Raw genomic sequence first — 25,449 nt, forward strand, 5'->3', positions numbered from 1 at the left:
ATTAACATAAGAATTGCTGAATATAATGATTGTCTACGCAGATTGCGACTAATTGGTAGTAATACAAAAGCAGTCTGTCCGTATCCTTTCGTTAGTAGATACGATGGTTTTATGAAAATAGCTCCTCCAACTAGTAAACCGCAACAGTTTATTGGCTTATTTCCTTTATTAGTTTTATTAGCGATACCGCTATTGAATATGTACTCGGGTGCTTTTTACTGGCCGGATTCAGGTGATATGGCTGCACAGCGAAGCTTTAATTCTGCGGTAAGTATTTCGTTATTCATTGGGTATTTTTGGTTTGGCTTTCGTTACATTCATCAAAACGTAGCCAGCAGTTTAATTTCGCTATTGGTTAAAAAAAATCAGCTGGGTCAGTTTTCAGTACACAGACAAAAGCTAACAAAAGCGTTTCATCACCAAATTATTAACTCATTAATAATTTCATCTATGTTTATGGTTGTATTAGCATTTTTAGGCGATGTTAGTAACGAAAGCTATAACATCAAAGGCATTTCATACATTGCCTCATTTGTTACTTTTAGCCTTCTCACTTCCCTATTTTTATTTCAAGTAAGATCGAATGTGACCTACCTGCTAAAACAGGTACTTCCAGGAACCAATAAGTCCTCTGACTATTGGGCATCTTTTAGTGTAATTACCAAGCTTTCTCTGACTAATGCCCTAATTGCCTTAGGCCTATTAACCGTTCTGCCAATATTTTGGTTTAACGTAACAGTGTCACCTTTGGAAGTGATAGCGGTGGTAAGTATGTCACTGTTAATTGTGACATATACATTCACGCCCTTATTGAAATTAAAATCGATTTTAAAACAGCAGAAATCTCGTACCTTAAAACAAGGGCAAAATGTTACGAACAATCACAACCGCGATGATAGGCAGCTAAAAGTGGTTCGTGCACCCAGTGAAGTATGCAACAGCAGTGATAAACTAAAAACAATAGCTGCGTTAATATTGGTTCCCGTGTCGTGGGGACTGGTATCAATGGTTGAAACCTTGATTTAGCCCGTCAGCTTTACAGCTAGTCTTAAAAGGCGATAATTAAGCACTTTTTAAATTTGGTTTGCTCTTCCTATACCCGTATAATTCCCAGTTCAGCGTTCAGTAAACGCATATGTCCCCTTACCTATTTATTAAAATTAGCGATTAAAAAGACGATGAAGTTCAGTGCTTACGAGAGTAACCGCAATGTAGTAAGTGTATGGGCGTACCCACTCTTCTTAGTGTTAATTTTACTACTTATTCATAATTGGACCGGCGCATTAACGTGGCCAGTTCTAGATGATGACCATCAACGAGATTTTAATACGGCGCTAGGCACTACGCTGCTTTCTGGTTTTTTTTGGCTTACGATTAGAAATGTGCATAAGAATGCGGCAAGTACGTTAATTGCAGTGTTAGTAAGCCTAGAAAAGCTAAGTCAGTTTAATCATCATCGCGGTGTGTTAGGTAGGCAGTTCGCAAGACACCTTATGTGGTCAACCTCGGTTGGGGTTATCATGCCGGTGGTCTATTTATTGTCAGAAGGGCTTGTGACACGGATAGATGAGGCAGAAGTACTTGTTATCGCACTCACATCCATCCCTTTTTGGTTATTGTTAACGCTCTTTATTTTACAGGTATTTAGCAACACTCATTATTTACAGAAGCTGGCATCAACAGAACATTCTGATTCTACAAAAGAGCTGAATTCGCTGCGTGAAATATTCAACATGGCCCTGTCGAATACCTTAATTGCGGTTAGTGGATTTGCGTTAACACCAATTTTTTGGATCAACAAACCTGTTCCTTTCTTCGATATTGTGATTCTCACCGTTTATGCCGGTTTGATTTCAGCGTATTTGTTTTTACCCATGATTATAGTAGCTAAGCGAATGCGTACCGTGTCAAACATCATCATGACAGAGCATGAAAGCGAAATTACTCAGTTAATTCGTCAGCAGGCAAATAGTGGCGTAAAGTCAACGCTAAGTAAGAAAATAGAGTCGATAGAGACCAATAAAGAAACGTTACGTAGAATTCTAAGCAAACCCCAAAAGCTTAGATTACTTATGTGCATGATGCCTTTACCAGCCGCTTGGCTTGTCTTTCTATTTGTAGAATCCTTCTACTACGGGTAGCTTATAGATTAAGCAGATTTCAACAGGAGAGTGACATGCTAATTTACGGTGATAAGCGCTCTGGTAATTGCTATAAATTACAGCTTTTACTGGCATTACTTGGGAAGGCATGTGAGTGGATTGATGTCGATATTCTTAAAGGAGAGTGCCGAACAGATGCGTTCCTAGCTAAGTCCCCCAACGGTAAAATTCCTATTCTAGAGCTAGATGATGGACGTGTGTTGTCTGAGTCTAACGCCATTATGCATTATTTAGCGTCGGGCTCTACGTTCATACCCACCTCACCTTTTACTTTTGCCACTTTACTACAATGGCAATTCTTCGAGCAATACAGTCACGAACCCTATATTGCGGTTGCGCGCTATATCAATCTTTATCTTGGCTTACCTGATGACAGAAAAGCAGAATATGAGGCAAAGCAAGCCGGCGGCTATAGAGCGCTTGAAGTGATGGATAAGCAACTTAGTCAAACCCCGTTTTTGCTAGGTAATCATGTTTCGCTGGCCGATATCTCACTGTTTGCCTATACCCATGTCGCACACGAGGGAGGCTTCGATCTTGCTGCTTACCCAGCGATAAGAAACTGGATAACACTGATTAAAGATCAAAAAGGGTTTATTCCAATGGATGCCTAGGGGTTAGGTCTCTCGCTGGTGGGATTTTGGGCCTCTCCAATTATCTTGCATGGCCTCTTGTAACTTTATGAAAGGCTGAGTATCAATATTATATAGTGTGTTTAATGTATAGGCAGTTGCTTCAAGAGTTGATAACCCTTCACGAATTCGAGTATGCCTTATTCTATATTGTGTAGCGGGGGCGTGCTCGAAATGAAAGCTCGGTATAGACGATAACCATGGAAATTGTTGTAACACAGCGTAAGCTTGCTTCCAGCTACCGTCTATGACCAATAGGGTTTGAAGCGCTGAAGTAATGTGTTCCCGTTGTGACTCAAGCGCAATACTGCTATCACTGGGATATAAGAGTGCAGTTGATTGAACACTGCATCTTGAAGCTAATGATTCCATTTCGCTAATATTATCAGTGGTAATTATTTCTACATCGTTAGCACAAAGCTTAATTAATCTCGCCGTGTTTTTAGCATTGGCAGATTCTTTAACGTGTTGAATTACAATAACCTTAATTGGTATTATAACCAACGATACCGCATCACAAATACAGGTGCTTGTAGGGTAATTGCACTGTTTACATTTAGCTCTCATAGTGTTGGTTTTTGAGAAAGTTCCTATTTTTAAAAAGTGGAAAATAGTTAGAATGGATAATATGCATTATGGTTAATGTAGCGATAAAATCCAAAATACTAAAAACGCTTTCAATTGTACCAAGTGGTTACGTAGTCAGCTATGGGCAGTTAGCAGACCTTGCAGGTTTGCCGGGTAAGGCTAGACTTGTAGGAAAGTGCTTAAAAGACTCTGATGTTACTACTCGATGGCATCGAGTTATAAGATCCGATGGAAAAATAGCATTTCCAGTAGGTTCTGAGCTAGCAGAAGAGCAGCGTGCATTGCTAGTGTCGGAAGGGGTCTTAGTTAAAAACCATAGAGTGAACATGAAAGTTTATGGGTGGAAGCCCAGTTTATATACTTTATTGGCTGAACTAGAAAAGTAATTTAACGTATTCATGTATGGCACATTTTATCACCAGTTGGTGTGGCGTTTTTTAAAGTGGTATCTCACTCATAATGCTTAAAAAAATTACAATAAAAGACTTGAAACCGGGTATGTTTGTACATCAAATCCTGGAGCAGAAAGGTCAACTTTCAGTTAAAAGCCAAGGGCGAGTTACTTCGCAAGCTATTGCTGATGCTCTTAAAAAAAGGGGAGTGTTAACCCTTGTTGTCGATACTGACAAAGCCTTTAGCGTATCTACAGGCGAAGCTGTAGCTGAAAAGGAAGCGCCGGTAAGCAAAAAAGTCGAAGAGAAAGCGCCTAAGGCAAGTCTTGAAAATGAATTGACCCGCGCAACTAAGTTGCACGTGCAAGGTAAGCGCATCCAAAAGCAGCTGCTTAACAGTGTTAAAAAAGCACAGCCTTTTGATAGCAGTATTCCGAAAGAATTTTCAGCAAAGTTGGTTTCCTCAGTAGACCGCAATCCCGATGCGTTATTGTGCCTGACGAAAATTCGTGAAAAGGACGATTACCTACTAGAACATTCTTTGAATGTTGCCATCTTACTGGCTAACTTTGGTCGTCATTTAGGAATGTCCGAAAGTGAAGTTCAAGATCTCTCCTATTCGGGCTTTCTTCATGATCTGGGTAAAATTCAAATACCCGATGAAATTCTGCATAAACCTGGCCGTTTAACTGATGATGAAATGGACATCATGAAAGGGCATGTTAAACACGGTGTAGATTATTTAAATGAAACCGACCTAGATAAAGCGTTGATTAGAACGATTAGTGAGCATCATGAGCGCTTAGATGGTTTAGGGTACCCTATGGGCACTAAAGGTGAAAATATTAGCCGTGAAGGCCGTATGTTGGCTATTGCGGATATGTACGACGCGCTCACTGCAGATAGAGTTTACAAATCTGGCATGTCGAGTCAAAAAGCGTTTTCTATTTTACTCAGTGATGCGCCGTCTCGATTAGATTTACCGTTAGTACAGCAATTTATCAAATGCATGGGTATCTATCCGGTAGGAAGCTTAGTATTACTGTCTAATGAACGGCTAGCTATGGTGATAGAGCAAACTGACTCGCCATTAGCGCCTAAAGTTAAGATATTTTACTCAGTTCGAAATGCACATTTTCTAGAGCCGAAAGATATTGATTTAGCATCAGAAAAAAACGTTAAGGTTTCAAAAGCAGCTATTGCCGCTGATTATAAAATTGACGTTAATGCCTTTTTCGAACGCTCGGTGTCTATTGGGTAAAAGGCCTTAAAAATATTATAGGGTGTAACATAAGCTTCTACTGTCGTAAAAACGCGACTAAGTAAAAACGTCGCGTTTGTCTGTACCCCTTACATTCTGTACTGAGAATAAGCATCTGCAACATTTCTTTTATCTACCGCGTTTAGACTCTTCGTTCCTACACACTTATTAACGAGCTGCGTTGTAACACAGGGCGTTCCTGACCATGTACTACAAGCGGTCATTTAGCTTACGTTCAGTTAACTTCCCTTATAATACGCTTAACGTTTTTCGTTTATTGGCTACACTCTCGTTAAATAAAGAATGTGGAATACATATTGCTGCATACTACTAAATTTATTGGCGATTGATTGGTAACAACAAATTAGACGTGGCTCGAGTAGGTAATTGGAAAGTTTAAAAGTAAGTGTAAGCTCGTGTTCACCGTAACAATTAATAACGACGTACCGAGGATGTTATGAAAAAGAAAATAGGAATAACTTTAATAGCGGCATCTTTAGCTGTTGCAGGCTGTGCTAATGACCCTTCAAATTCTCAGAAAGGGGCTGCCATTGGTGCTGTCATGGGCGCATTGCTAGGTAAGGCAACAGGAGATAACGATAAAAGTCGCTACGCGTGGGGGGCAGCGGTTGGTGCCATTGCGGGTGGCGCAATTGGTGGTTATATGGATAAGCAAGAAGAAGAACTTCGTAGTGAATTATCTGATACGGGCGTTCAAGTAGTTCGAGAAGGTGATAACTTACGTTTGATAATGCCGGGTGACATTACGTTTGCAACCGACAGTTCTTCTATCAGCCCTAACTTTAACCCAGTACTTCAAGATGTTGCCAAAGTAGTGAATAACTATGAAAAAACGGTACTGATGATAAAAGGCCACACTGACGACACAGGATCAGAGCAGTATAACCAAGGGTTATCTGAGCGCCGTGCGGGTGCAGTTAGAAACGTGTTATTGAATTACGGCGTTAATTCAACCCGTATTACTACAGTAGGTATGGGTGAATATCAGCCTAAAGTGCCAAACGATACTGCTGCTAACAGGTCGATGAACCGCCGCGTGGAATTAGAGATTCAACCGCTAACGCAGTCATAATTTTAACAACGAGCAAAGAAAAAAGGGCCATTATTGGCCCTTTTTTCTATGTGATTTAATCTGTTCTGCAACGCTATCGGCTAGCGCATTCGGCACTGGGATGGTTAGGTGATATTGGCTCACTTTCCATTCGTTGTTCTGAAGTACCAATACACCGGTTCCACGTGTCACGCCTAAACTTTTGTTGTCCAAAAGCTCATCGAACCACGCCACATCTCGATTCTTTGAAAAATACACATGCCTTGAATGGGGAGTATATGTCCACCCCTGCCCTTTTGAAAAATGAGGTTGTGCGTATGCTTTAAAAGCACTAACGGTCCAGATCTCAGTAGCATCTGTACCAATAAAAACAGCGTCATTACTATACAAGGCGAAATAATCGTCGAAGTTTGCATCACTCGCTAATTGGTGTAGCGCATCAAGCACCTTATTTACTTTTTCTTCGGCTTCTAGCAAAGCTTTATCTTTTGTACTAGTTCGAGGTGCTATAGGTGAGGAAACTACTTCTGCAGCAAAGGCATTTAAACAGCTTAGCAATAAAATGATGGTAACAGTTAAACGCATAAAGGTAGCTCCGAAAAGAGGTTGAAGGTTTCACATGGAACAGTAAGATGCATTTATCTTAGAAAGAAATGATGCCATAAACCAGATTTATAATTTCGAGTGCGCCTTTAAGCTTCATAGGCCATGGTGGACTCTCGTATAATCAATGACGGTTGAAACAAAGTTTGTACTTCATCTTTATAGCCATACACCACATTTAAAATGTGTCGTGCTGACATTGCAGCCATCTCAGAGATAGGGTTGCTAACGGTGGTCAGTCGCGGAAATACATGGTGAGCAAATACAGCGTCATCAAAGCCTACAATAGATAAATCTTGTGGTAGGTTCATTCCTAAATCCCTAGCGCAACTCATCGCGCCTGAAGCCATCCAATCATTCGCGCACACCAATGCTGAAAAAGACGTGTCACCGGAAAGTAGTTCTAATAAACCTGCCTTTCCATCTTCTTCTGTGTAGTTTCCTTCAAAGACTAAGTTCGGCGTAAAGGCTATTCCGGCGTCTTTAAGCGCGCGCTTATGACCTGCCAATCGTTGGTTGGCATCGCATTTATCAGAAGGGCCCGATATATAGGCAATACTTTTATGGCCTAGACTAATTAGATGCTGAGTGGCTAAATAACCGCCTTTTTCATTGTCTAACACAATACACCCCTCACCCACGCCATTAACTTGGCGGTTAACCAAAGAAATTGGGAGGCGAGATGCATTAAGCGTTTTTAAATACTCATCACTCATGGCTTCAGCGTGCATGATAATAGCATCGCAATTACGGCCAATTAAAAACTCGACGGCATCTTGTTCGGTTTCTAAGTTATTGTGCCCTACCGTAATAATAACGTGCTTATCAGCGGCCCTTAGGGTTAGCTCTACGGCTTGCATCAAGTCACCAAAAAATGGCGAGTTTAGCTCTGAAACTAGAATGCCTACACTATCTGAGCGACTGGTGGCCAGTGAACGAGCGATAGAGTTGGGGCGATAGTTTAGCGCTAACATGGCTTCTTCTACCTTGGCTTTTAAGGCGGGATTTACAGTAGTTTTACCGTTCAATACCCGAGATACCGTCGACAACGAGACCCCTGCCTTATCAGCTACTTCATAGATTGTTGCCACGTATCACTCCCCCCAACTTAGTTTTGATGCTCATTAATGCGGTGTTCGCATTATATAAAGCATTATGCCGTTATTCAGGCAGTTGCGCTACGGCGCTTAAGTAAAGTCTCTGTCACTTCTTGCTGGCGCGCATCGGTAAGCGGATAAAGCATAATAAGGAGCGCACCGGCTATACCGAAACAGGCAGGTATCCAGCTCATCAACGCTTGCATACCTGGTAGGGTTTGCGAAATAGAATCGACTTGCATGCCGTCATAGCCATAACTGCCTAGCACTAACAGTACTAATGCGCCTGCAAAGCCCCCACCGGTTTTCTGTACGAAAGAGCCAGCCGAATACACTAAGCCGGTTGCTCTTCGGCCTGTGCGCCATTCGTTATAGTCTGCAGAGTCGCCCAACATGGAAAAGAATAAGGTTGGCATAATCGCAGCGAAAAATTCAGCACCACAGCCTAATACAAATATGCCTGTCACAGATCCTTGTGGAACAAAGTAAATCGCACATGTCAGTGCGCTGCTAGCCAATAACGAGACAATAAATAGCTTTTTCCGGCCCATATAACGCGACAATGCTGGTGTGGCCAATGCGCCCAATATCGAGACCACCAATAAGGCGATAAAATAGTATCCGGTGAGCAATTCATCACCAATGTAGTACTTAAAGTAATAGGCAATGACACCGTACTTTATGCCGTTAAACATCATAGTAAGGAAGCCCATGCCTAGCAAAATGACCCAAGGTTTATTGGTAAGTAAATCAATGATGTCTTGTTGTGAACGGCTATTTTGCGCTTCAGGTCGGTTAACAAGGCGCTTAATAAAGAAAGAGGTTATTGAAATAACCACCACGAAAGCAATGCCACTAGGCCAGTTTCGATAATAGAAAAAGGCAGTGATTGCCGAGAGTGGAAACAGAATTAAAGGTAGCTGCCGAGACAGATCTTTTAACTCTTGAAGTAAGCTTGCCCCGTCGTTTTGCACGACTGGCACCCTTTCTCTCGTTGTCGCTACGGTTGTGAACATGAGTGCGACCAATAAGGTAGCAAAAAGATACATGGCATATTGATAGCCCTTTGCGGTATCGCCTTCACCGAAAAACGCAACCAGCATCGGTAAACAGCCCATAACTAACAGGCCGCCCATAAACGCGCCAGCAAAACGAAAGCCGGATAGACTCGTGCGTTCCCGGTCGTCGCTTGTCATCACACCCATTAGCGCTGAATAGGGGACGTTATTTACCGTGTAAGCTAATGTCAGCCCTATGTAGGTCAGGTAGGCATAAATGAGCTTATTTGTATAAGAAAAATCAGGGGTGGTAAAACATAGCACCATGAACAAACCGAGAAACGGGGTAGAACCTAATATCCAAGGTCGAAATTTACCTAGTTTAGTCTGCGTTCTATCGGCAATCATTCCCATAATAATGTCGGTGACACCATCAGTAAGGCGTACCACCAAAAAAAGCATAGCGGCCGCCGCCGCGGTCAATCCAAAAGTATCGGTGTAGAATACCGCTAAGTATGCAAGGGCACCACGCCAAACTAGATTAGCCGCTGCATCTCCCAACCCATAACCAATCTTTTCCCTTACACTTAGCGAATGATTCACAGCGTATTCCTTCTTATATTTGTTATTTACGACTAGCTAATAAACGTTGGTAAGCCTTCGCGCTGTTTTTAAACGTACGTTCTTGCGTATCAAAATCAACATATACAAGCCCGAACCGTTTTTCATAGCCCTCAGCCCATTCAAAATTATCCATTAGGCTCCATGCGAAGTAACCACTCACTTTCACGCCAGATTCCATTGCCTCGTTTACCGCGTTTAAGTGGCCTGTGTAATAATCAATTCTACCCTCATCGTCTACCATACCATCTTGAAGGACATCTGCCATGGCAGCCCCGTTCTCTGTAATGTACACAGGAGGTAGTTTATAGCGCTCATGCAAAGAAACGAGTAGTTCACGTAACGCTTCAGGGTAAATTTCCCAACCAATATCTGTCATGGGTGCTTGATGGGCGTGCTCGTGGAATAGGTCTTCAGCTTTACTGGGTGCAGAGTAGTGAAGGCGGGTGTAGAAGTTAATGCCAAGAAAATCTAAAGGCTGACAAATAATTTCCATATCGCCTGATTCAATAGGAGGTTTATCATTATCAGCCAATGCATCAATAACATAGGGGTAACTACCTTCCATTACAGGTTGCATATACCATTGATTAATATATTGATCCGCCATTTCTGTAGCAAGTTTGTCTGCCTCTGAATCTGATGCGCTATAGCATGGCGTAAAATTTAAAACGATGCCATTCAAAGCATGGGGAGCATTCTTTCTTAGAACTTGCATGCCTAATCCGTGGGCAAGCAAAATGTGATGCGCTGCCGTACGCCCTAACTTTCTTCCTTTGCGGCCTGGTGCATGCACGCCAATTTCGTAGCCTAAGTATGCAGAACAAAAGGGTTCATTGAAGGTGGCATAGGAATAAACTCGCTCACCAAGAGCTGCCGTGATTTTGTCTGCGTAATTTTGAAAATCGTACGCGGTTTGACGGTATAGCCACCCGCCTTTTGCTTCTAAATACTGTGGTAAATCCCAATGATAAAGGGTAACAAAAGGCTTTATATTCGCCTCAATTAACACATCAAGTAATTGAATATAAAAAGAAACGCCTTTTTCATTTAGTTCTCCATCCTGATTCATTACTCGTGGCCAAGAGATAGAAAAGCGATACGCATCTACGCCAAGCTGTTTAAGCATTTCGACATCATCACGCCACCTAAGAATGTGTTCACACGCTACCACGCCATCAGAATTATCAGCTACTGCCCCAGGGGTACGACAAAAAACATCCCAAATACTTTCCATTCGGTTTTCAGCATCCCCCTCTATTTGAAAAGAAGAAGTCGCTGTTCCAAACGTAAATTGTTTATCTAGCATGGGGCTTGTTTTGGGTAGCTCTATGTCTTTCATCATTTCTAAAGGTCCTATTGCAAATCTCGATAATGTCGCGAGGTGAAGGTTAGAAAGCGTGAGAAATAAGCGCGATGGATGACTTCACCTATTTTGTTTATAGCATGAACTCAATATTTTGAGAAAGCGCTTTCTTTGTAAAGTTGTTATATTTTATCTTTACGTTATAAAATAGCCGTTTACATTTAGTCTGAATTAGTCAATTGGTAATATTTAAAGGTATAACCCAAGATTATGATTTTAAATAAAAAATATCAATGTAGCTAGGTGTTCGATTTGAAGGTGATTTTTCATTGTGAACTTTGTGTGAAAAAAATGTTGATCTTTAGTCTAGGATGACTTAGTTTTGAGAAAGCGCTTTCTCTTGCGGGTGTTTCGTTGATAAACCTGAGAAAGCCCTTTCTTGGGAAGCGCTCATCACTCAGCACAACATAAGAGAGAAAGACAGTGACACATAACAAGCTATACAAATCTAAAATCGCTACTAGTCTGTCTTTAATATTGGGAACAGGCCTGATGTTCCCAGTACAAGCACAGGAAGCTAGCGAAAATGACAATATAGAAGTCATTCAAGTATCTGGAATTCGAAGCAGTGTTCAAGAATCGATGGGCATTAAGCGTGATTCGGCGGGTGTTGTTGATGCTATTTCCGCTGAAGACATTGGCAAGTTTCCTGATACAAACTTGGCTGAATCCCTTCAACGTATTACCGGTATATCGATAAGCCGAAATAACGGTGAAGGTAGCCAAATTACGGCACGTGGATTCGGCCCTGATTTCAATATGGTGACGTTAAATGGTAGAACGATGCCAGGCGCAGCGTTACCTAATGGTGGCAGTGTCGCAAACTCTCGCGCATTTAACTTTTCTGATTTAGCCTCTGAAAGCGTACGTGCTGTTGAGGTTTACAAAACCGGCCGCGCGAGTATAGCCACTGGTGGTATTGGTGCCTCGGTAAATATTCGTACTGCAAGACCATTTGATGCCTCTGAAACAGGCATCATGGCGAGTGTTGGCGCCAAGGCATTGCATGACACCACAAATCGCGTGGGTGACGATGTTACTCCAGAGTTGTCTGGCTTTATTAATTATCTAGATGATGACAGAACATTTGGCGTGACCTTTACAGGTTCTTATCAACAGCGCGACAGTGCAGCTCAGGGGGCATTCGTAAACGAATGGCGCGTGAAACCATTCGATGGCACTGTGCCACAATCACCCGATCCAGCTAACCCTGATAGTGGCGACCCTATCGTTTTAAACAATGCACCAGCGATGGGGCAATTATTTGGTATCCCCTCAGATTTACGTTATTACATGGCAGATAGAGAGCGTGAGCGTACCAACGCCCAGCTTACTTTTCAGTATGCGCCAAGCGATAACTTAGTGGCTACTCTTGACTATACGTATTCAAAGCAAGACTTATATGAAGCTCGTGCGGAACAGTCAATTTGGATGGACGACCGCTACTTTACGAACTTAACTTTCGATGATAATACGGTTAAAACCCCCGTACTTATCACGCAAGAGCGAAGAGATTTATTGCCTCGAGATTTAGGCCTAGCGTTACAAGAGCTTAATCAGGTTAACGAAAATAAATCAGTAGGCTTCAACGTTAAATACTTCGCTACCGATGATCTAACGCTGCATTTCGACTTACATAACTCTACAGCAGAAGGTCGCCCAGATTCGCCCTATGGTACATGGACAAACCTTGGTCTTGGCGCCAACGTTGCCCGCGGTCAAGGTGTCGATTTCTCCGGTGACTTCCCTATCATGATGCTAGATTTTGACGATGTTTCTCGTACAAATCTAAACGGAAATGGCGTACTGGACCAAGACGATGTAGGTACATCCATTCTTGATATGAACTTTGCTTCACAAGAAACCGAAATCACCCAAGCTCGCATTGACGGTAGCTACGCTATGGATACCGGAAGTATTAACTTCGGTATTGAATCTCGTGCGATGGAAAGTACATCGCTGCAATCACTTACACGGCATACCATGGGTAACTGGGGTATTGAAAATCCGGGTGAATTACCAGCTGGTTCACTAACGCCGCTCGATTTAGCTAGTGAATTTAGTGATTTCAATACTACGGGGATGTTTTCACAAGGTTTCACCGGAAGTGTGGCTGAAATTGGTGCTTTCGCCGCTGACGAGTATGGTTTCGATTTACTTGCCAACAATCCATTTGCAACAAACCGTACCATTGAAGAAGATATTACTTCGGTTTATTTCGAGTTCGATTTATCCGGTGAGCTCAATGGTATGGAATACAACCTATTGACCGGTATTCGTTACGAAAATACGGATGTTACTTCTATTGCGAATATCAGTTTGCCCAGCGGGATCGCATGGGAAGGTAACAACGACTTTAACGTTCGTTTCGGTAGCGACATGGAAGATGTAGAAGTTGATTCAAGCTACGATCACTTCCTTCCTGCATTAGATTTCGATATTGAAGTAATGGAAAATGTGATTGCACGTTTCTCATATAGCAAAACCATCGCCAGACCGACTTATAACAACTTAAGTGCGGCTTCTACCGTTGGTACGCCAAGTAGCCCAACCCTTCTTAGCGATGGCCCAACGGCAACAGCAAGTTCTGGTAACCCTGCTCTTATACCCCTTGAGTCAGACAACGTAGATTTGTCATTAGAATACTACTTTGATGAAACCAGTTACGTATCGGTAGGTTTTTACGATAAACGCGTTAAAAACTTTATTGGTAACGAGCAGGTTGAAGAAAATATTTTTGGTTTGACGGATGCTACCGCCGGCCCTCGAGCACAAGCCGCTATGGATGAGCTTGAAGCGCGCGGTATTCCTATCAGCGATACCTCGTTATTTAACATGGTCGCGGCAATGGAAAATGGCGTCGACTACGACTCTATGACCGATGAACAGTTTGAAGCAGAATATGACATTATTCCAAATGGTGACGATCCATTGATGACTTTCATCAATTCGAAGCCTGTGAATAACAAAAATGCCAATATTTACGGATTTGAGCTAGCTGCTCAGCATTTCTTCGGCGATACCGGTTTTGGTATTCAAGCGAACTATACAACGGTGACTGGCGACATCGGGTTTGATAATAATGCTAACCCAAGTATTACCCAGTTTGCGCTAGTCGGCTTGAGTGATACCGCCAACCTGATTTTCATGTATGAAATGGACGCACTGCAAGCTCGTATTGCGTACAACTGGCGTGATAAATTCCTAGATACTACATCTCAATATGTGAATGAACCTGGCTATACCGAAGCATACTCACAGATTGATTTTAGTATGTCGTACGAGGTGTCTGACGCATTGACGGTATCGTTTGAAGGAATAAACATTACCGATGAAAACATTCGTCGACACGGAAGAACCAGCGCTATGCTGTGGCAAATAGATGAATTAGGTGCGCGTTATGCAGTAGGTGCTCGTTACACCTTCTAAGTAAATCGTAAGCTAATTTGATAAATGGCCTATTGGGGTGGCATGCGTTGCACCCCAATGGGCTTTTTTGTCATAGTGGATACTGATATAAACACTACGCTTAGTAATAAAGAAACAAACCCTACAAAGAATAAAAAGGGATAAATAGTGTCGAAGCAACCGATTAAGCAGGTAGTCATTGTTGGGGGCGGAACCGCAGGTTGGCTATGTGCTGGCGTATTGGCCGCTAGGCTGGGTCATCGCATCGGTAACAGTGACGAAAGCGCAATTAATATAACGCTAGTGGAGTCGCCTAATATACCGAGTATCGGCGTGGGAGAAGGTTCTTGGCCCTCATTACGAGATACGCTTCAAGAGATAGGCATTAAAGAAGCGGAGTTTCTTACTTGCTGTCACGCATCCTTCAAGCAGGGTTCTACCTTTGCTGGCTGGAGAAACGGCCAACAAGATGATAAATACCAACACCCTTTCACTACACCCACAGGCTATACTGAGCTAGATATTCACCGTTGCTGGCAACATTTTTTCCATAATGAATCGTTTGAGCAAAGTTTCTGCTTACAACCCGATATTTGTCATGCTGGGCTAGCACCAAAGCAAAGCTCCACGCCTGAATATGCTTACGTACTGAATTATGGCTACCACTTTGATGCAACTGCTCTGGCAACCTTGCTCACAAACCATTGTAAAACCTCCCTAGGTGTAAAGCACACGCAAGCGCATATTGCGAAGGTGGTTGCACAGGATAGTGGCGATATTGAAGCGCTGGTAACAGAAAACGGCGATACGATAAAAGGTGATTTGTTTATTGATTGTAGCGGTCAACAAGGGCTATTAATTGACAAACATTACCATGTACCTTGGCTATCTGTGTCATCAGTGCTGCTAAATAACCGGGCAGTCGCAGTACAAGTGCCTTATGGCAGTAATGAGATAGAAGCATCAGCTAATAAAATTGCCTCAACGACAATCGCCACCGCTCAAACCTGCGGATGGACGTGGGATATTGGCTTACAACACCGCCGAGGTGTTGGGTTAGTCTATGCCAGTGACTATGCAAGCGAGAAGAATGCAGAATCTATTTTGCGCGAGTACGTAGCAAAGGGAATACCTAACCGTGAGATAGAAAACCTTAAATTTAGACATTTACAGTTCGACCCAGGCTATCGAAAGCAGTTTTGGGTGAATAACTGTATTGGTATAGGCATGTCTGCAGGCTTTATCGAGCCATTAGAAGCCTCTGCGATTGCGATGGTTGAATTAGGTATTCGCATGCTGTGCGATCAGTTTCCGCAGAACCGACATCATATGAGTCACGTGGCCACGCGTTACAATCAGCGTTTTACCTATCGCTGGGAAAGAGTTATCGACTTTTTAAAACTACACTACGCGTTAAGCGAAAGAACAGAGCCATATTGGTTAGCACAGCGACACGAAACAAGCATTCCTGACTCGTTGAATGCGCTACTGGATTTGTGGCAGTATCAACCCCCTTCTCGCTATGACCTAATTGAAAACGAAGAAATATTCCCTTCGGCAAGTTATCAGTACGTCTTATACGGAATGGGTTTCCACACTAATAGCAGGCTGCTTGATAAAAACAGTGACATGGTTAGTAAGGCGTTCGCGTTAAAGCAGCGCTTACAAGAAGGCAAAAGCCAGCTACTGGCTGGTTTACCAACTAATCGCGATTTACTCACCGCTATCTCTCAGCGTGTAGAGAAAGAAAAAATAACCACTAATAACGAAAAGAAAGAAGGATCTCGCCATGATGTCATTGGATTCCGATAATTCAAACACTTCGGGTACGGGAGCGAAAGCCAGCCCAGTAAAGCGTGTCGTGATCGCTGGTGGTGGCACCGCCGGCTGGATGGCGGCGACAGCGCTTTCAAAATTACTCGGTAAATCACTCTCTATTACGTTGGTGGAGTCAAAAGATATCGGCATTATTGGTGTTGGCGAGGCGACAATTCCCCCTATACGTACGTTCCACAAGCTCCTCGGTATAGACGAAAAAGCCTTCATGCGTGCCACCAATGCCACCTTCAAATTGGGCATAGAGTTCGAAAACTGGCGAGAGCAAAATCATAGTTACATCCATTCATTTGGCGTAACAGGCCGAGAGTGCTGGGCAGGCGAATTTCATCACTTTTGGTTACGAGCAAAAGCCCTTGGCTTTGGTGGTGACTTCGGTGATTACTGCTCCGAATTAAAAGCCGCGAAAGAGGGCAAGTTTGCCTATGGCGAACGTATGCCAATGAACTTCGCCTATCATTTTGACGCTGTGGCCTACGGTCGCTTTTTAAAAGGGCTGGCAGTAAAGGCGGGAGTGACCCATATCGAAGGTGATATTCAGCATGTAAGTAAATGCTCACAAACGGGGTGTATAACAAGTATAAAGTTATCGGATGATAAAGAAATTGCCGGCGACTTATTTATCGATTGTACGGGATTTAAGGGGCTTTTGATAGAAAAGGCGCTTCATACTGGGTATGAAAACTGGAGCCATTGGCTTCCCTGCGACAGTGCTCTAGCAGTCCAAACAGAACCAACCTCCGACCCCGTTCCTTATACAAAAAGTGTTGCACATACTGCGGGCTGGCGCTGGAAAATTCCGCTTCAAAATCGGGTGGGTAATGGTTTAGTGTATTGCAGCAATTATATGAGCGATGACGAAGCTAAAGACACCTTATTGAGTGCTATAGAAGGCGATACCCTTAACGAACCAAGAACTATAAGATTTACACCAGGCAAGCGCCGATTAGGATGGAACAAAAACTGTGTGGCATTGGGGTTAGCCAGCGGTTTTATCGAACCATTGGAGTCCACCAGCATTCACTTGATCATGACCGGCATTGTTCGCTTAATGCGCTTGTTTCCATTTGATGGAATAACCCAATCAACGGTAGATGAATATAACAACAAGTACAACAGTGAAATGGCAGCTATTCTCGATTTTATTGTAATGCACTATAAGGTGACTAACCGAGAAGACAGCCCATTTTGGGAACACTGCAAAAATATGGACATCCCCCCTTCTCTCACCCACAAAATAAACTTATTTAAACAAACCGGAAGAGTGTTTCTAGATGATGGGGATATCTTCCGGGTCGATTCATGGACACAAGTAATGATGGGGCAAGGCTTAGTGCCACAACAGTATCATCGGGTAGCCGATGAAATGTCTGAAACCGAACTTGAGCGCTTTCTAGCAGGCCTGAAGCAGCAAGTGGACAACCAAGTATCAGCATTACCTAGCCATGAGCAATTTTTGAGGCAATATTTAGGATAGCATTGGTCTTTTTAGATACGGGATTAGGTTAAACGAGTCGCTAATTTTTCATATTCCCAATCTGCTTAAGAATACTGCCGAAGGCTTTGCCTCCATTCTTTTGGATTTGCTTATCGAAATACAAGCTACCTAGAATAAACGTTGTAATATGGCCTATCGAGCGCCAAGTAACATGGGTTTTCCCATCTATTTCTTTCAACGTGATTTCACCTAGCTTGTGATCATACGGGAGGGGCTTTGATTTCACTACCTTATAGCCGAGTTTATAGGGAGGGTCGTAAGCAACAATTTCTTCATGCAGATTGGCTCCACCCGCAATAATCTCTCGAACAGCACCTAGCCCATTTTTTTCAAGCTTACCTTCAACAATAAGGTTAGATGCTTCCACACCTTTAAACTGCGCATAGTTTGCATGATCACTTAACTTGGCAAAAACAAAGTCTATCGGTTTGTCGATAACGCGCTCTACATGAATAGAAAACATTCACTGCCCTTTTTATTTAATACATGGCTATATATTTATATGTGTTCTTATTTTTAAATTCGAATATAAAGTAATGCGCGAGTATCACAAATAAACATAATCTATCTTTATCTATAGGTATAAAAATTAAGCTGCCAGATGCTATCTATTTTAAGGGGTTAAAAGAGTTAGCAGTATTGATTTGAAGGTGTAATAAAGACTGATTTAAGATCTTCAGCTTATAGGCCTTGTGTTCAAAGGAATATTATTTAACACTCATTTCTCAATAAAAATAAAAATTAGAAGGATATACAGATGAAATTATTAATTAAATGGAGTTTTATCGTACTGCTTTCTGCTATAGCGGGGATCATCGGTGCTTTGCTAGATGGAGATATTACAAGTGAATTGATAATTGGGATGTTGCTAGGGATCGCTACCTTTGTCTTAATTTATTACCGTATTGATATATTTTTAATGAAACGACAATTAGAGGCTCAAAGAAAGTCCCTCATGCTGGCAGTTAAAATTAAAATGGCACTGCAACTAGTACCAGCTATTGATGCTATGGCCGGCGCGGCATCCTTAAATATAGTTGGTCTATTTGTGAAAAAGTCTGACAATAGTTTGCTTTTCACATACTTATGCACGCTAACTACGGGTCTTGCACTTTCGTTTGTAGTTGGCATGATATTCTTTATTATTAAGCGTAATCTTCAAAACTTCTCGCCTGCGGTAGCCGCAGGCTAATAGTACTTCCTAATTTAATTTAAAGTGAATAGATGACCAGAGCGTAATAGTTGAGTTTACCAATTTTAACTATTGCGCTTCTATCAAAGCTGACCGTTATATAAAGTTAAACGTAATTTCTACTCAATATTCTGGATCTGCTCGCGCATCTGCTCAATCAACACCTTAAGTTCAACAGCCGATTGGGTGATGTCGGTATTAATTGATTTTGACCCTAGTGTGTTCGATTCGCGGTTAAATTCCTGCATCATAAAATCGAGACGTCGACCAACTGCCCCGCCCTTTTTAAGAATATTGCGGGTTTCTATAACATGAGCATTCAAGCGGTCGAGCTCTTCGGCAACATCGACTTTTTGCGCTAGCATAATCATTTCTTGTTCAAAGCGGCCTGCATCTAGCTCAATTTTGGCTTCTTCGAAGCGTGCTTGTACTTTTTCTCGCTGCCACACCATAATTTCAGGCATACGGGCGATTACTTTCTCGGCTTCTACTTCAATGGCGTCTAAACGTTGGGTAATCATGCCTTTTAATGCTTCGCCTTCAGTGGCGCGGGCGCTTATAAAGTCGGTAAGTGCTTGGTCGAACGCGGCCATAACATCACCATGAATAGTGTCCATGTCGGCTTCTTCGGCAGCAATAACACCCGGCCAGCGCAATACGTCTAGCGGGTTTACGCCGGTAGATTGCCCATGAGCCTGTACCCAGTCGGCGGCATTAAGTACTTGTTTAGCCAATTCTTCATTAAGGCTAAGTTTGGTTACAGCAGCATCGTTAGCGGTGAAACGTAAAGCGCACTCTACTTTTCCGCGCGCTAGTTTCTTTCTGAAACGTTCACGAAGCACCGGCTCTAAAGAGCGGAATTGCTCGGGTAAGCGGAAGTAGGTTTCTAGGAAACGTTGGTTAACGGAGCGTATTTCCCATACGGCCGAGCCCCAGTCTTTTTTCGTTTCTACCCGCGCGAATGCGGTCATGCTGTAAATCATAAATGGTCCTTTTATTGCACTTTTTTGCAAATGAAAGCCTGCAAAAACAACCCGCTGTCGCGCATTGTGTCATCATTATCTTAAGGCAGGCTTTCTTGTATTCACTATAGTAGCCTACATTGATAAGACTTCGATATGTTAAAAGGGCGAAAGTTCGTTTTTAACAGCCGCTATTAGTGCGTTATACTTACGCCCCAAACTTAGGCTTGTCTTAACACTTACTCATTATTAAGTGCGTTACTTGCCAGAATTATTTCTTTTATAAGCATTCATCTCGTGGAGAACTCTATGCGTCCAAGCGGCAGAACCGCCAATCAAATTCGCCCAGTTACTATTACTCGTCAGTACACTTGTCACGCTGAAGGCTCAGTGCTGGTGGAGTTCGGCAACACTAAGGTGTTGTGTAACGCTACGGTTGAAGAAGGCGTGCCTCGTTTCATGAAGGGCCAAGGTAAAGGCTGGATCACGGCGGAATACAGCATGCTCCCTCGCGCCACTCACACCCGTAGTGGTCGTGAAGCTGCACGTGGTAAGCAAGGTGGCCGTACGCTAGAAATTCAACGTCTTATTGCTCGCTCGCTTCGTGCGGCCGTAGATTTAAAACTATTGGGCGAGAACACTATTACGCTTGATTGTGATGTTATTCAAGCTGACGGCGGAACACGTACTGCCTCTATTACAGGTGCATGTGTGGCGTTGGTTGATGCGTTAACGTATATGCGCAGTAAAGGTATTTTGAAAGCGAACCCACTGAAGCACATGATTGCGGCATTGTCGGTAGGTATTTACAAAGGTACGCCTATCGCTGACCTTGAGTATACCGAAGATTCAGTTGCTGAAACTGACATGAATATCGTCATGACAGAAACAGGTAAGCTTATTGAAGTACAAGGTACTGCAGAAGGCGAACCGTTTGCGTTTGAAGAGCTTGACGAAATGCTAACTATTGCTAAGCATGGCTTGCGTGAATTGTTCGACATTCAAAAAGCAGCACTGGCGTAAGGGGTTACCATGAAAGCGTTTCAGCGCAGTTTTATTGAATTTGCCATTGAACGTGGTGTACTTAAATTTGGTGAGTTCACCTTAAAGTCTGGCCGTGTAAGCCCATACTTTTTTAACGCGGGGTTATTTAACTCTGGCGGCGACTTAGCAAAGTTGGGGCGCTTTTATGCCGATGCATTAGTGGATGCTGGGGTTGAATTCGACGTACTGTTCGGCCCTGCTTACAAAGGCATTCCTATTGCTACAACGACTGCGGTAGCCTTAGCCGATAGACATCATCGTGATGTGCCTTATTGCTTTAACCGCAAAGAGGCGAAAACTCACGGAGAAGGCGGCAATTTAGTAGGTAGTCCGCTGGAAGGTCGCATTATGTTAGTTGATGATGTGATTACAGCAGGTACGGCTATTCGTGAGTCTATGACTTTGATAGAGCAGCACAAAGCGAGCTTATCTGGTGTGCTTATTGCTCTAGATAGGCAAGAGCGCGGTAAAGGTAAGCTGTCTGCTATTCAAGAAGTAGAACGCGATTTTGGAACTACCGTGATTGCTATTGTTACGTTAGCCGATGTAGTGACTTACTTAACCGAGCAAGACAACATGGCGAGTGAAATTAAGGCGATAAATACGTACCGTGAAACCTATGGTATTTAAGTATGGCATCTGAATTTCAACAAGCTTTTGATGAAGCTACAACGCATTTAGATGCGTTGGGGCTTCGTTGCCCAGAACCCGTGATGATGGTGCGTTTGCAAATACGCAAGTTGGAAGACGGTCAAACGTTGTCGGTTACGGCAGATGACCCTTCAACGGCACGTGATGTACCGAGCTTTTGTCGATTTATGGATCATACTCTGGTGGCATCACAAACCGATGTAATGCCTTATCAATACGTGATCAAAAAGGGGTTGTAGGCTTATAGACCTCGGCTAGGTTCGACGATACCTAGCTTCAAACCCACAATAAATACCAAACATGATAAACCCCACGCCCACGGCAGCTAACATATAAAGCCCAAACGTTTGCTGGGTAAGAGTTTGTAGTGCTTGTTGCAGCCCTCCCGCTTCAGAAGGGTCATTTTTTATCGCCGATATAACAAAGAAACTGCCCACCAGAAGATACACCACACCTCGGGAAAAATAGCCTAGTCTGCCAACCACTTTGGTAGTTTTTCGTTTATGACCCGTTAGCTTTGCTTGTTCAAACTTTTTGAGAAAATCTGTTTTGTAAGCGTGTTTGAACTGCATAAAAGCAAATATAAGTACACCTGCACCAATAGCCGCAACCAAATAGGTTCCCCATTGATACTGCAGAAGTTGATGGCTTACCTGTTCCCCTTTGGAGCCACCGCTACCACTTGAACTACTGCCAGAGTTGCTACCAATAAGCACTTTTGCACCTAAAAATGCAGCACCAAAATAGAATATACCCGATACAAACAAAAACACGCGCATGATAACGTCTTTGGCTTTTGTCATATCTAGCGATTCGGTGTTTAAAATACTTTGAAGCCATCGCCACAAGGCGTAGCTCACTAACCCTGCGATTAAAATACCTAGAAGTACTTGCCCAAATGGCTGGGATTTGAGTGTGACAAACACGTTTTCTTGTGTCGCTTTTTCACGGTCTGCGGCAGTAATTACCGATGAAAGGATAAAGAGACCAAGCATGGAGTACATGATGGTTTTGGCGCTGTAACCTGCGCTAGCAATGGCTGAAAGCCAGTTTGATGTATCGCGCACGTTGCGCTCCTCGTTCGTATAATTGAAAATTGTCTCGAGAGACTTTCAAGAATCGAACCATTAATAGAAGCGACAATAATCTAATCGAGCAGTTTATAGCCGGCGCTCAATACGTATTGTTATTTTTCTGCAATTACCTACTCGTCGTTACCACTAACCGCTTGTAACAGTAGCTGCTGCAATTGCTGTTTGCTACGGGAGCAGTCGCAATGAATATCGGACACATGCAAGTTTTGACCACTTAACATTTTTCGAAGCACCGACGCTTTTACGTTTAACGATATGAAGTCGTTGTTATCCTGAAACGGTTCTACTGTCATGCTGATTTCCCTCGTTTTGAATGGGGTATCTTAACGTTGATAATTGCTGTTGCGCTAATGCAATGCCAGCGTTTGCTGATGCGCAATGGGCATGGCGCCACTTCCTTTTTCAAGTGCAACCTGTATAGCGCAAATAAGCTTACATACCGAGGGCTTACTGGCATGTAAAGGAAGTATGGCGATAAGTTGCTGGTGGCACTCTTGCAAGATTTGATGTGCCTCGTGCTTTTTATCTTCTTTATGCAACAATGATGATAAATACATCGCCATCGTGCCGAAGGCCAAGACATCTTCGTGAATCGATTTATCTATTGTATCGTTGACCGGCTGCAGCGCAGTAAGCACGACCTTAGCGGCTTCGAAGGTTTGATAACCAAGGCTTCTCGCCTCGTTATACTTGCCTGCTTGATGAGCTTGCTGTGTTTGTACCTGCATAGCAATTCTGTGCTCGCGGGCATGTGAAGGGTTTAGCTGCAACCATTTCCTGTAGACCGGGCATAACCGTTGTAAATTCATAATTTGCACCTCCTAAAAACTACATTAGTGCAAATGAGAATTATTATCAAATGTAAAATTGAAAAAATTTATCTGTGTAATTTACAAAGCAGATTAGGGACTCAAGTACACGTTAAGTAATGCCTGAAAAACAGCTAGCCTTTCAACATATTAACCGTAAACCATGTGCCTATTACTAATACGGTGAGCACGGCGATGGCGGCAAATTTATATTTCTTAATAAGTCGTTCGGCTTTGTTTCCGGCAAAATACACCACGGCTGCTAAGCCAAAGTAACGGATGGCCCGCGCAATCACAGTCGCTAATAGAAAAAGGCCGAGGGAGAATTTGGTGGCACCTGCTGCCAACATTGCCACTTGAAAGGGAATGGGAGCAATGCCTAATGTCATCACAAACCAAAACCCTTGGTTTTGCATTTGTTGTTTAACATTGTCGAATTGTTGTTGGCTGAAAAAGGTATCTATTACCCACTGGCCTAGCAAATCGAATAAATAGTATCCCATCGCATAGCCGAATAATGCGCCTACCACGCAGCCTAAGGTTGCCATAAAGGCTATTAGCCATAGCTTATCGCGGCGCGCTTGCATTAAGGGCACCATAACTGCTTCAAGAGGCACTGGCACAATGGTCGACTCTAAAAAAGACGCAAACGTGATACCCGTAAGCATGTGTTTTGAGTCTACGAGTTGCTTAGTTTTCTTCTTTACCTTTTTACCCAGTGCCATCTTTTGCTTTGTACTACCCTGAAATTAATGAGGCCCTGATACTCAAGGCCTTAACATTATTGTTTGTAAATTTTGCCGTCTTTCATCACAAACGACACACTTTCTAATAGCGATATGTTTTCTAACGGGTTACCTACTACGGCCACCAAGTCAGCCAGTTTTCCAGCTTCTAATGTACCTAAAGTATCGCTAACACCCAGCAATGCCGCGCTATTAGCGGTGGCGCTTAAAATCGCATCAGCTTCAGACATACCGGCTTCAACCATTAAGCTGAATTCTTGCGCGTTGTCGCCATGTGCAGAAACCCCACTGTCTGTACCAAAAGCAATTTTTACGCCTGCTTTATGGGCTTTTTCAAAGGTGTTTTGAATAAGCGGGCCAATTGCCGCCGCTTTTGGACGTACTAACTCAGGAAAGTAGCCGTCTATCTTGGCTTTGTCGGCAACAAATTTACCCGCCAAAATCGTTGGCACATAGTAAGTCCCTTTTTGTTTCATTAGGTCACGTACTTCGTCATCCATATAGGTGCCATGTTCAATGGAATCTACACCCGCGATGATAGCGCGTTTCATGCCCTCTTTGCCGTGGGCGTGAACCGCTACCGTCATACCGTAATCTTTTGCCGTCTCAACAATAGCTTCTAGTTCATCGGTCATGAACTGTGGATTCTGACCGCTTTTCGCTACGCTTAATACCCCGCCGGTGGCAGTAATTTTAATTAAATCTGCGCCGTCTTGATAACGGGACCGAACGGCTTCACGGGCTTCTACTTCGCCGTTAACCACGCCTTGTTTAGGGCCAACGTCAGGGCGCAGCAAGTGAGATAACCCGTTGCTAGGGTCGGCATGCCCGCCGGTGGTTGCTATTGACTTTCCTACCGTGAATATACGCGGGCCGGTGGCGTAACCTTTGCTGATCGCATTTCGAAGAGATACAGTTTCATGATAGCCATCCCCTAAATTACGCACCGTAGTAAATCCCGCATCTAACGTAATTTCAGCGTAGTTAGCAGCTTTAAGCGCATAGTCAGCCTCATTTAACGAAAAACGCTCTAAATAGGTTTGAGGGCCGCCATGCTGTGAAGATAGATGAACATGCATATCCATTAAACCAGGCATGACTGTGGCGTGCTTTAAATCGATAACCGTGTCGGATGCTGAAGGTGTTTTATAGCCAGATTCTACCGACGCAATTTTATTGCCATCGATAATAATGGTCACTTCGCTTTTAAGTTTATCCGAGGTACCCGTAAAAGCTTTTCCTGCGTGCACTAAGGTGGCGGAAAGTGCAGGCGCTGAAAGAGCTACTGTGCCTAGCGTTGCTAATCCTAAGGAAATAGCGAATGAAGTCAGTGTCTTTTTCATGGTGGTTCTTCTTATGATGTGTGAATAGACGAAGAACCAATGTAGAACACCAGTAAGGCTAACGCAAAACTTTG

25 protein-coding genes are annotated in these 25,449 nt (G+C 43.1%); 13 read left to right on the top strand and 12 right to left on the bottom strand.

What is annotated here, in order from left to right; all coding sequences use genetic code 11:
- Positions 1-111: 111 nt before the first annotated feature.
- From R1T43_RS00705 to R1T43_RS00715, 3 genes are all read left to right on the top strand, one after another.
- A complete protein-coding gene (locus R1T43_RS00705) occupies positions 112-1,026 on the top strand; it encodes a hypothetical protein (RefSeq protein WP_317351770.1) in 915 nt (304 codons plus the stop codon).
- 152 nt (positions 1,027-1,178) lie between these two features.
- A complete protein-coding gene (locus R1T43_RS00710; RefSeq protein ID WP_317351773.1) occupies positions 1,179-2,141 on the top strand; it encodes a hypothetical protein in 963 nt (320 codons plus the stop codon).
- A gap of 35 nt (positions 2,142-2,176) precedes the next feature.
- A complete protein-coding gene (locus tag R1T43_RS00715; protein WP_211070330.1) occupies positions 2,177-2,776 on the top strand; it encodes a glutathione S-transferase family protein in 600 nt (199 codons plus the stop codon).
- A gap of 3 nt (positions 2,777-2,779) precedes the next feature.
- Here R1T43_RS00715 and R1T43_RS00720 read toward each other — a convergent pair whose 3' ends face one another.
- Positions 2,780-3,361: a tRNA-uridine aminocarboxypropyltransferase gene (locus R1T43_RS00720; protein ID WP_317351777.1), complete on the bottom strand. Its 582-nt coding sequence runs from the start codon at positions 3,359-3,361 to the stop codon at positions 2,780-2,782.
- Between the two features lie 68 nt (positions 3,362-3,429).
- Between R1T43_RS00720 and R1T43_RS00725 the strand changes: the two genes are divergently transcribed.
- The 3 genes from R1T43_RS00725 (at position 3,430) to R1T43_RS00735 (ending at position 6,128) form a co-directional block, all read left to right on the top strand.
- Positions 3,430-3,768: an MGMT family protein gene (locus R1T43_RS00725; protein WP_317351780.1), complete on the top strand. Its 339-nt coding sequence runs from the start codon at positions 3,430-3,432 to the stop codon at positions 3,766-3,768.
- Positions 3,769-3,841: 73 nt separating this feature from the next.
- Positions 3,842-5,035 (top strand): HD-GYP domain-containing protein, encoded by a 1,194-nt coding sequence (locus tag R1T43_RS00730; RefSeq protein WP_317351782.1) that lies wholly within the window; start codon positions 3,842-3,844, stop codon positions 5,033-5,035.
- 457 nt (positions 5,036-5,492) lie between these two features.
- Positions 5,493-6,128, top strand: a complete 636-nt coding sequence (locus R1T43_RS00735) for an OmpA family protein (protein ID WP_211070326.1) — start codon at positions 5,493-5,495, stop codon at positions 6,126-6,128.
- A 30-nt stretch (positions 6,129-6,158) separates the two neighbouring features.
- Here the strand turns inward: R1T43_RS00735 and R1T43_RS00740 are convergent, their stop codons facing one another.
- The 4 genes from R1T43_RS00740 to R1T43_RS00755 form a co-directional block, all read right to left on the bottom strand.
- On the bottom strand, positions 6,159-6,692 hold the full coding sequence (locus R1T43_RS00740; protein ID WP_317351784.1) for a nuclear transport factor 2 family protein: 534 nt from the start codon (positions 6,690-6,692) through the stop codon (positions 6,159-6,161).
- A gap of 107 nt (positions 6,693-6,799) precedes the next feature.
- On the bottom strand, positions 6,800-7,801 hold the full coding sequence (locus R1T43_RS00745) for a LacI family DNA-binding transcriptional regulator (protein WP_211070324.1): 1,002 nt from the start codon (positions 7,799-7,801) through the stop codon (positions 6,800-6,802).
- A 74-nt stretch (positions 7,802-7,875) separates the two neighbouring features.
- Positions 7,876-9,408 carry an MFS transporter gene (locus R1T43_RS00750; RefSeq protein ID WP_211070323.1) on the bottom strand — a complete coding sequence of 511 codons (1,533 nt, stop codon included), beginning with the start codon at positions 9,406-9,408 and terminating at the stop codon, positions 7,876-7,878.
- 22 nt (positions 9,409-9,430) lie between these two features.
- Positions 9,431-10,768, bottom strand: a complete 1,338-nt coding sequence (locus R1T43_RS00755; protein WP_317355604.1) for a GH1 family beta-glucosidase — start codon at positions 10,766-10,768, stop codon at positions 9,431-9,433.
- 516 nt (positions 10,769-11,284) lie between these two features.
- Here R1T43_RS00755 and R1T43_RS00760 point away from each other — a divergent pair.
- From R1T43_RS00760 to R1T43_RS00770, 3 genes are all read left to right on the top strand, one after another.
- Positions 11,285-14,221: a TonB-dependent receptor gene (locus tag R1T43_RS00760; RefSeq protein WP_410548988.1), complete on the top strand. Its 2,937-nt coding sequence runs from the start codon at positions 11,285-11,287 to the stop codon at positions 14,219-14,221.
- A 147-nt stretch (positions 14,222-14,368) separates the two neighbouring features.
- Positions 14,369-16,012 (top strand): tryptophan halogenase family protein, encoded by a 1,644-nt coding sequence (locus tag R1T43_RS00765; RefSeq protein WP_317351794.1) that lies wholly within the window; start codon positions 14,369-14,371, stop codon positions 16,010-16,012.
- Entirely contained in the window at positions 15,990-17,513 is a 1,524-nt protein-coding gene (locus R1T43_RS00770) for a tryptophan halogenase family protein (RefSeq protein ID WP_317351797.1), read from the top strand. Before R1T43_RS00765 ends, R1T43_RS00770 begins: the two co-directional genes overlap by 23 nt.
- Positions 17,514-17,553: 40 nt before the next feature.
- Here R1T43_RS00770 and R1T43_RS00775 read toward each other — a convergent pair whose 3' ends face one another.
- The gene (locus R1T43_RS00775) at positions 17,554-17,997 is read right to left on the bottom strand and encodes an SRPBCC family protein (protein WP_317351800.1); all 444 of its coding nucleotides are present in this window, start codon (positions 17,995-17,997) and stop codon (positions 17,554-17,556) included.
- Between the two features lie 294 nt (positions 17,998-18,291).
- Between R1T43_RS00775 and R1T43_RS00780 the strand changes: the two genes are divergently transcribed.
- The gene (locus tag R1T43_RS00780) at positions 18,292-18,726 is read left to right on the top strand and encodes a hypothetical protein (RefSeq protein ID WP_317351802.1); all 435 of its coding nucleotides are present in this window, start codon (positions 18,292-18,294) and stop codon (positions 18,724-18,726) included.
- Positions 18,727-18,845: 119 nt separating this feature from the next.
- Here the strand turns inward: R1T43_RS00780 and R1T43_RS00785 are convergent, their stop codons facing one another.
- Positions 18,846-19,709 carry a YicC/YloC family endoribonuclease gene (locus R1T43_RS00785; protein WP_317351804.1) on the bottom strand — a complete coding sequence of 288 codons (864 nt, stop codon included), beginning with the start codon at positions 19,707-19,709 and terminating at the stop codon, positions 18,846-18,848.
- 288 nt (positions 19,710-19,997) lie between these two features.
- Here R1T43_RS00785 and rph point away from each other — a divergent pair, with 288 nt between their 5' ends.
- From rph to tusA, 3 genes are read left to right on the top strand one after another with little or no spacing between them, the layout of a single operon-like run.
- On the top strand, positions 19,998-20,711 hold the full coding sequence (rph, locus tag R1T43_RS00790; RefSeq protein ID WP_013786776.1) for a ribonuclease PH: 714 nt from the start codon (positions 19,998-20,000) through the stop codon (positions 20,709-20,711).
- Between the two features lie 9 nt (positions 20,712-20,720).
- A complete protein-coding gene (pyrE, locus tag R1T43_RS00795) occupies positions 20,721-21,362 on the top strand; it encodes an orotate phosphoribosyltransferase (RefSeq protein WP_211070316.1) in 642 nt (213 codons plus the stop codon).
- 2 nt (positions 21,363-21,364) lie between these two features.
- Positions 21,365-21,622 carry a sulfurtransferase TusA gene (gene tusA, locus R1T43_RS00800; RefSeq protein ID WP_317351811.1) on the top strand — a complete coding sequence of 86 codons (258 nt, stop codon included), beginning with the start codon at positions 21,365-21,367 and terminating at the stop codon, positions 21,620-21,622.
- Between the two features lie 15 nt (positions 21,623-21,637).
- Here tusA and R1T43_RS00805 read toward each other — a convergent pair whose 3' ends face one another.
- The 5 genes from R1T43_RS00805 to R1T43_RS00825 all read right to left on the bottom strand — a co-directional run bounded on the left by R1T43_RS00805 (position 21,638) and on the right by R1T43_RS00825 (position 25,375).
- A complete protein-coding gene (locus R1T43_RS00805; protein WP_317351813.1) occupies positions 21,638-22,450 on the bottom strand; it encodes a DUF1206 domain-containing protein in 813 nt (270 codons plus the stop codon).
- Between the two features lie 137 nt (positions 22,451-22,587).
- Entirely contained in the window at positions 22,588-22,770 is a 183-nt protein-coding gene (locus tag R1T43_RS00810) for a hypothetical protein (RefSeq protein ID WP_211070314.1), read from the bottom strand.
- A 54-nt stretch (positions 22,771-22,824) separates the two neighbouring features.
- Entirely contained in the window at positions 22,825-23,286 is a 462-nt protein-coding gene (locus R1T43_RS00815) for a hypothetical protein (RefSeq protein WP_317351817.1), read from the bottom strand.
- A gap of 134 nt (positions 23,287-23,420) precedes the next feature.
- Positions 23,421-24,011, bottom strand: coding sequence for a YqaA family protein (locus tag R1T43_RS00820; RefSeq protein ID WP_211070312.1), 591 nt, complete (start codon positions 24,009-24,011; stop codon positions 23,421-23,423).
- A gap of 56 nt (positions 24,012-24,067) precedes the next feature.
- Positions 24,068-25,375 carry an amidohydrolase family protein gene (locus tag R1T43_RS00825; protein ID WP_317351819.1) on the bottom strand — a complete coding sequence of 436 codons (1,308 nt, stop codon included), beginning with the start codon at positions 25,373-25,375 and terminating at the stop codon, positions 24,068-24,070.
- Between the last annotated feature and the right edge of the window lie 74 nt (positions 25,376-25,449).

Origin of the sequence: Alteromonas sp. CI.11.F.A3 (assembly GCF_032925565.1) — a bacterium.
Taxonomy (GTDB): Bacteria; Pseudomonadota; Gammaproteobacteria; order Enterobacterales; family Alteromonadaceae; genus Alteromonas.

Excerpts from the sequence above, each read along its gene's own strand:
- R1T43_RS00705 (WP_317351770.1), top strand. The coding sequence starts at position 112 with ATGAAAATAGCTCCTCCAACTAGTAAACCGCAACAGTTTATTGGCTTA.
- R1T43_RS00710 (WP_317351773.1), top strand. The coding sequence starts at position 1,179 with ATGAAGTTCAGTGCTTACGAGAGTAACCGCAATGTAGTAAGTGTATGG.
- R1T43_RS00715 (WP_211070330.1), top strand. The coding sequence starts at position 2,177 with ATGCTAATTTACGGTGATAAGCGCTCTGGTAATTGCTATAAATTACAG.
- R1T43_RS00720 (WP_317351777.1), bottom strand. The coding sequence starts at position 3,361 with ATGAGAGCTAAATGTAAACAGTGCAATTACCCTACAAGCACCTGTATT.
- R1T43_RS00725 (WP_317351780.1), top strand. The coding sequence starts at position 3,430 with ATGGTTAATGTAGCGATAAAATCCAAAATACTAAAAACGCTTTCAATT.
- R1T43_RS00730 (WP_317351782.1), top strand. The coding sequence starts at position 3,842 with ATGCTTAAAAAAATTACAATAAAAGACTTGAAACCGGGTATGTTTGTA.
- R1T43_RS00735 (WP_211070326.1), top strand. The coding sequence starts at position 5,493 with ATGAAAAAGAAAATAGGAATAACTTTAATAGCGGCATCTTTAGCTGTT.
- R1T43_RS00740 (WP_317351784.1), bottom strand. The coding sequence starts at position 6,692 with ATGCGTTTAACTGTTACCATCATTTTATTGCTAAGCTGTTTAAATGCC.
- R1T43_RS00755 (WP_317355604.1), bottom strand. The coding sequence starts at position 10,768 with ATGAAAGACATAGAGCTACCCAAAACAAGCCCCATGCTAGATAAACAA.
- R1T43_RS00760 (WP_410548988.1), top strand. The coding sequence starts at position 11,285 with ATGTTCCCAGTACAAGCACAGGAAGCTAGCGAAAATGACAATATAGAA.
- R1T43_RS00770 (WP_317351797.1), top strand. The coding sequence starts at position 15,990 with ATGATGTCATTGGATTCCGATAATTCAAACACTTCGGGTACGGGAGCG.
- R1T43_RS00775 (WP_317351800.1), bottom strand. The coding sequence starts at position 17,997 with ATGTTTTCTATTCATGTAGAGCGCGTTATCGACAAACCGATAGACTTT.
- R1T43_RS00780 (WP_317351802.1), top strand. The coding sequence starts at position 18,292 with ATGAAATTATTAATTAAATGGAGTTTTATCGTACTGCTTTCTGCTATA.
- R1T43_RS00785 (WP_317351804.1), bottom strand. The coding sequence starts at position 19,709 with ATGATTTACAGCATGACCGCATTCGCGCGGGTAGAAACGAAAAAAGAC.
- rph (WP_013786776.1), top strand. The coding sequence starts at position 19,998 with ATGCGTCCAAGCGGCAGAACCGCCAATCAAATTCGCCCAGTTACTATT.
- pyrE (WP_211070316.1), top strand. The coding sequence starts at position 20,721 with ATGAAAGCGTTTCAGCGCAGTTTTATTGAATTTGCCATTGAACGTGGT.
- tusA (WP_317351811.1), top strand. The coding sequence starts at position 21,365 with ATGGCATCTGAATTTCAACAAGCTTTTGATGAAGCTACAACGCATTTA.
- R1T43_RS00810 (WP_211070314.1), bottom strand. The coding sequence starts at position 22,770 with ATGACAGTAGAACCGTTTCAGGATAACAACGACTTCATATCGTTAAAC.
- R1T43_RS00815 (WP_317351817.1), bottom strand. The coding sequence starts at position 23,286 with ATGAATTTACAACGGTTATGCCCGGTCTACAGGAAATGGTTGCAGCTA.
- R1T43_RS00820 (WP_211070312.1), bottom strand. The coding sequence starts at position 24,011 with ATGGCACTGGGTAAAAAGGTAAAGAAGAAAACTAAGCAACTCGTAGAC.
- R1T43_RS00825 (WP_317351819.1), bottom strand. The coding sequence starts at position 25,375 with ATGAAAAAGACACTGACTTCATTCGCTATTTCCTTAGGATTAGCAACG.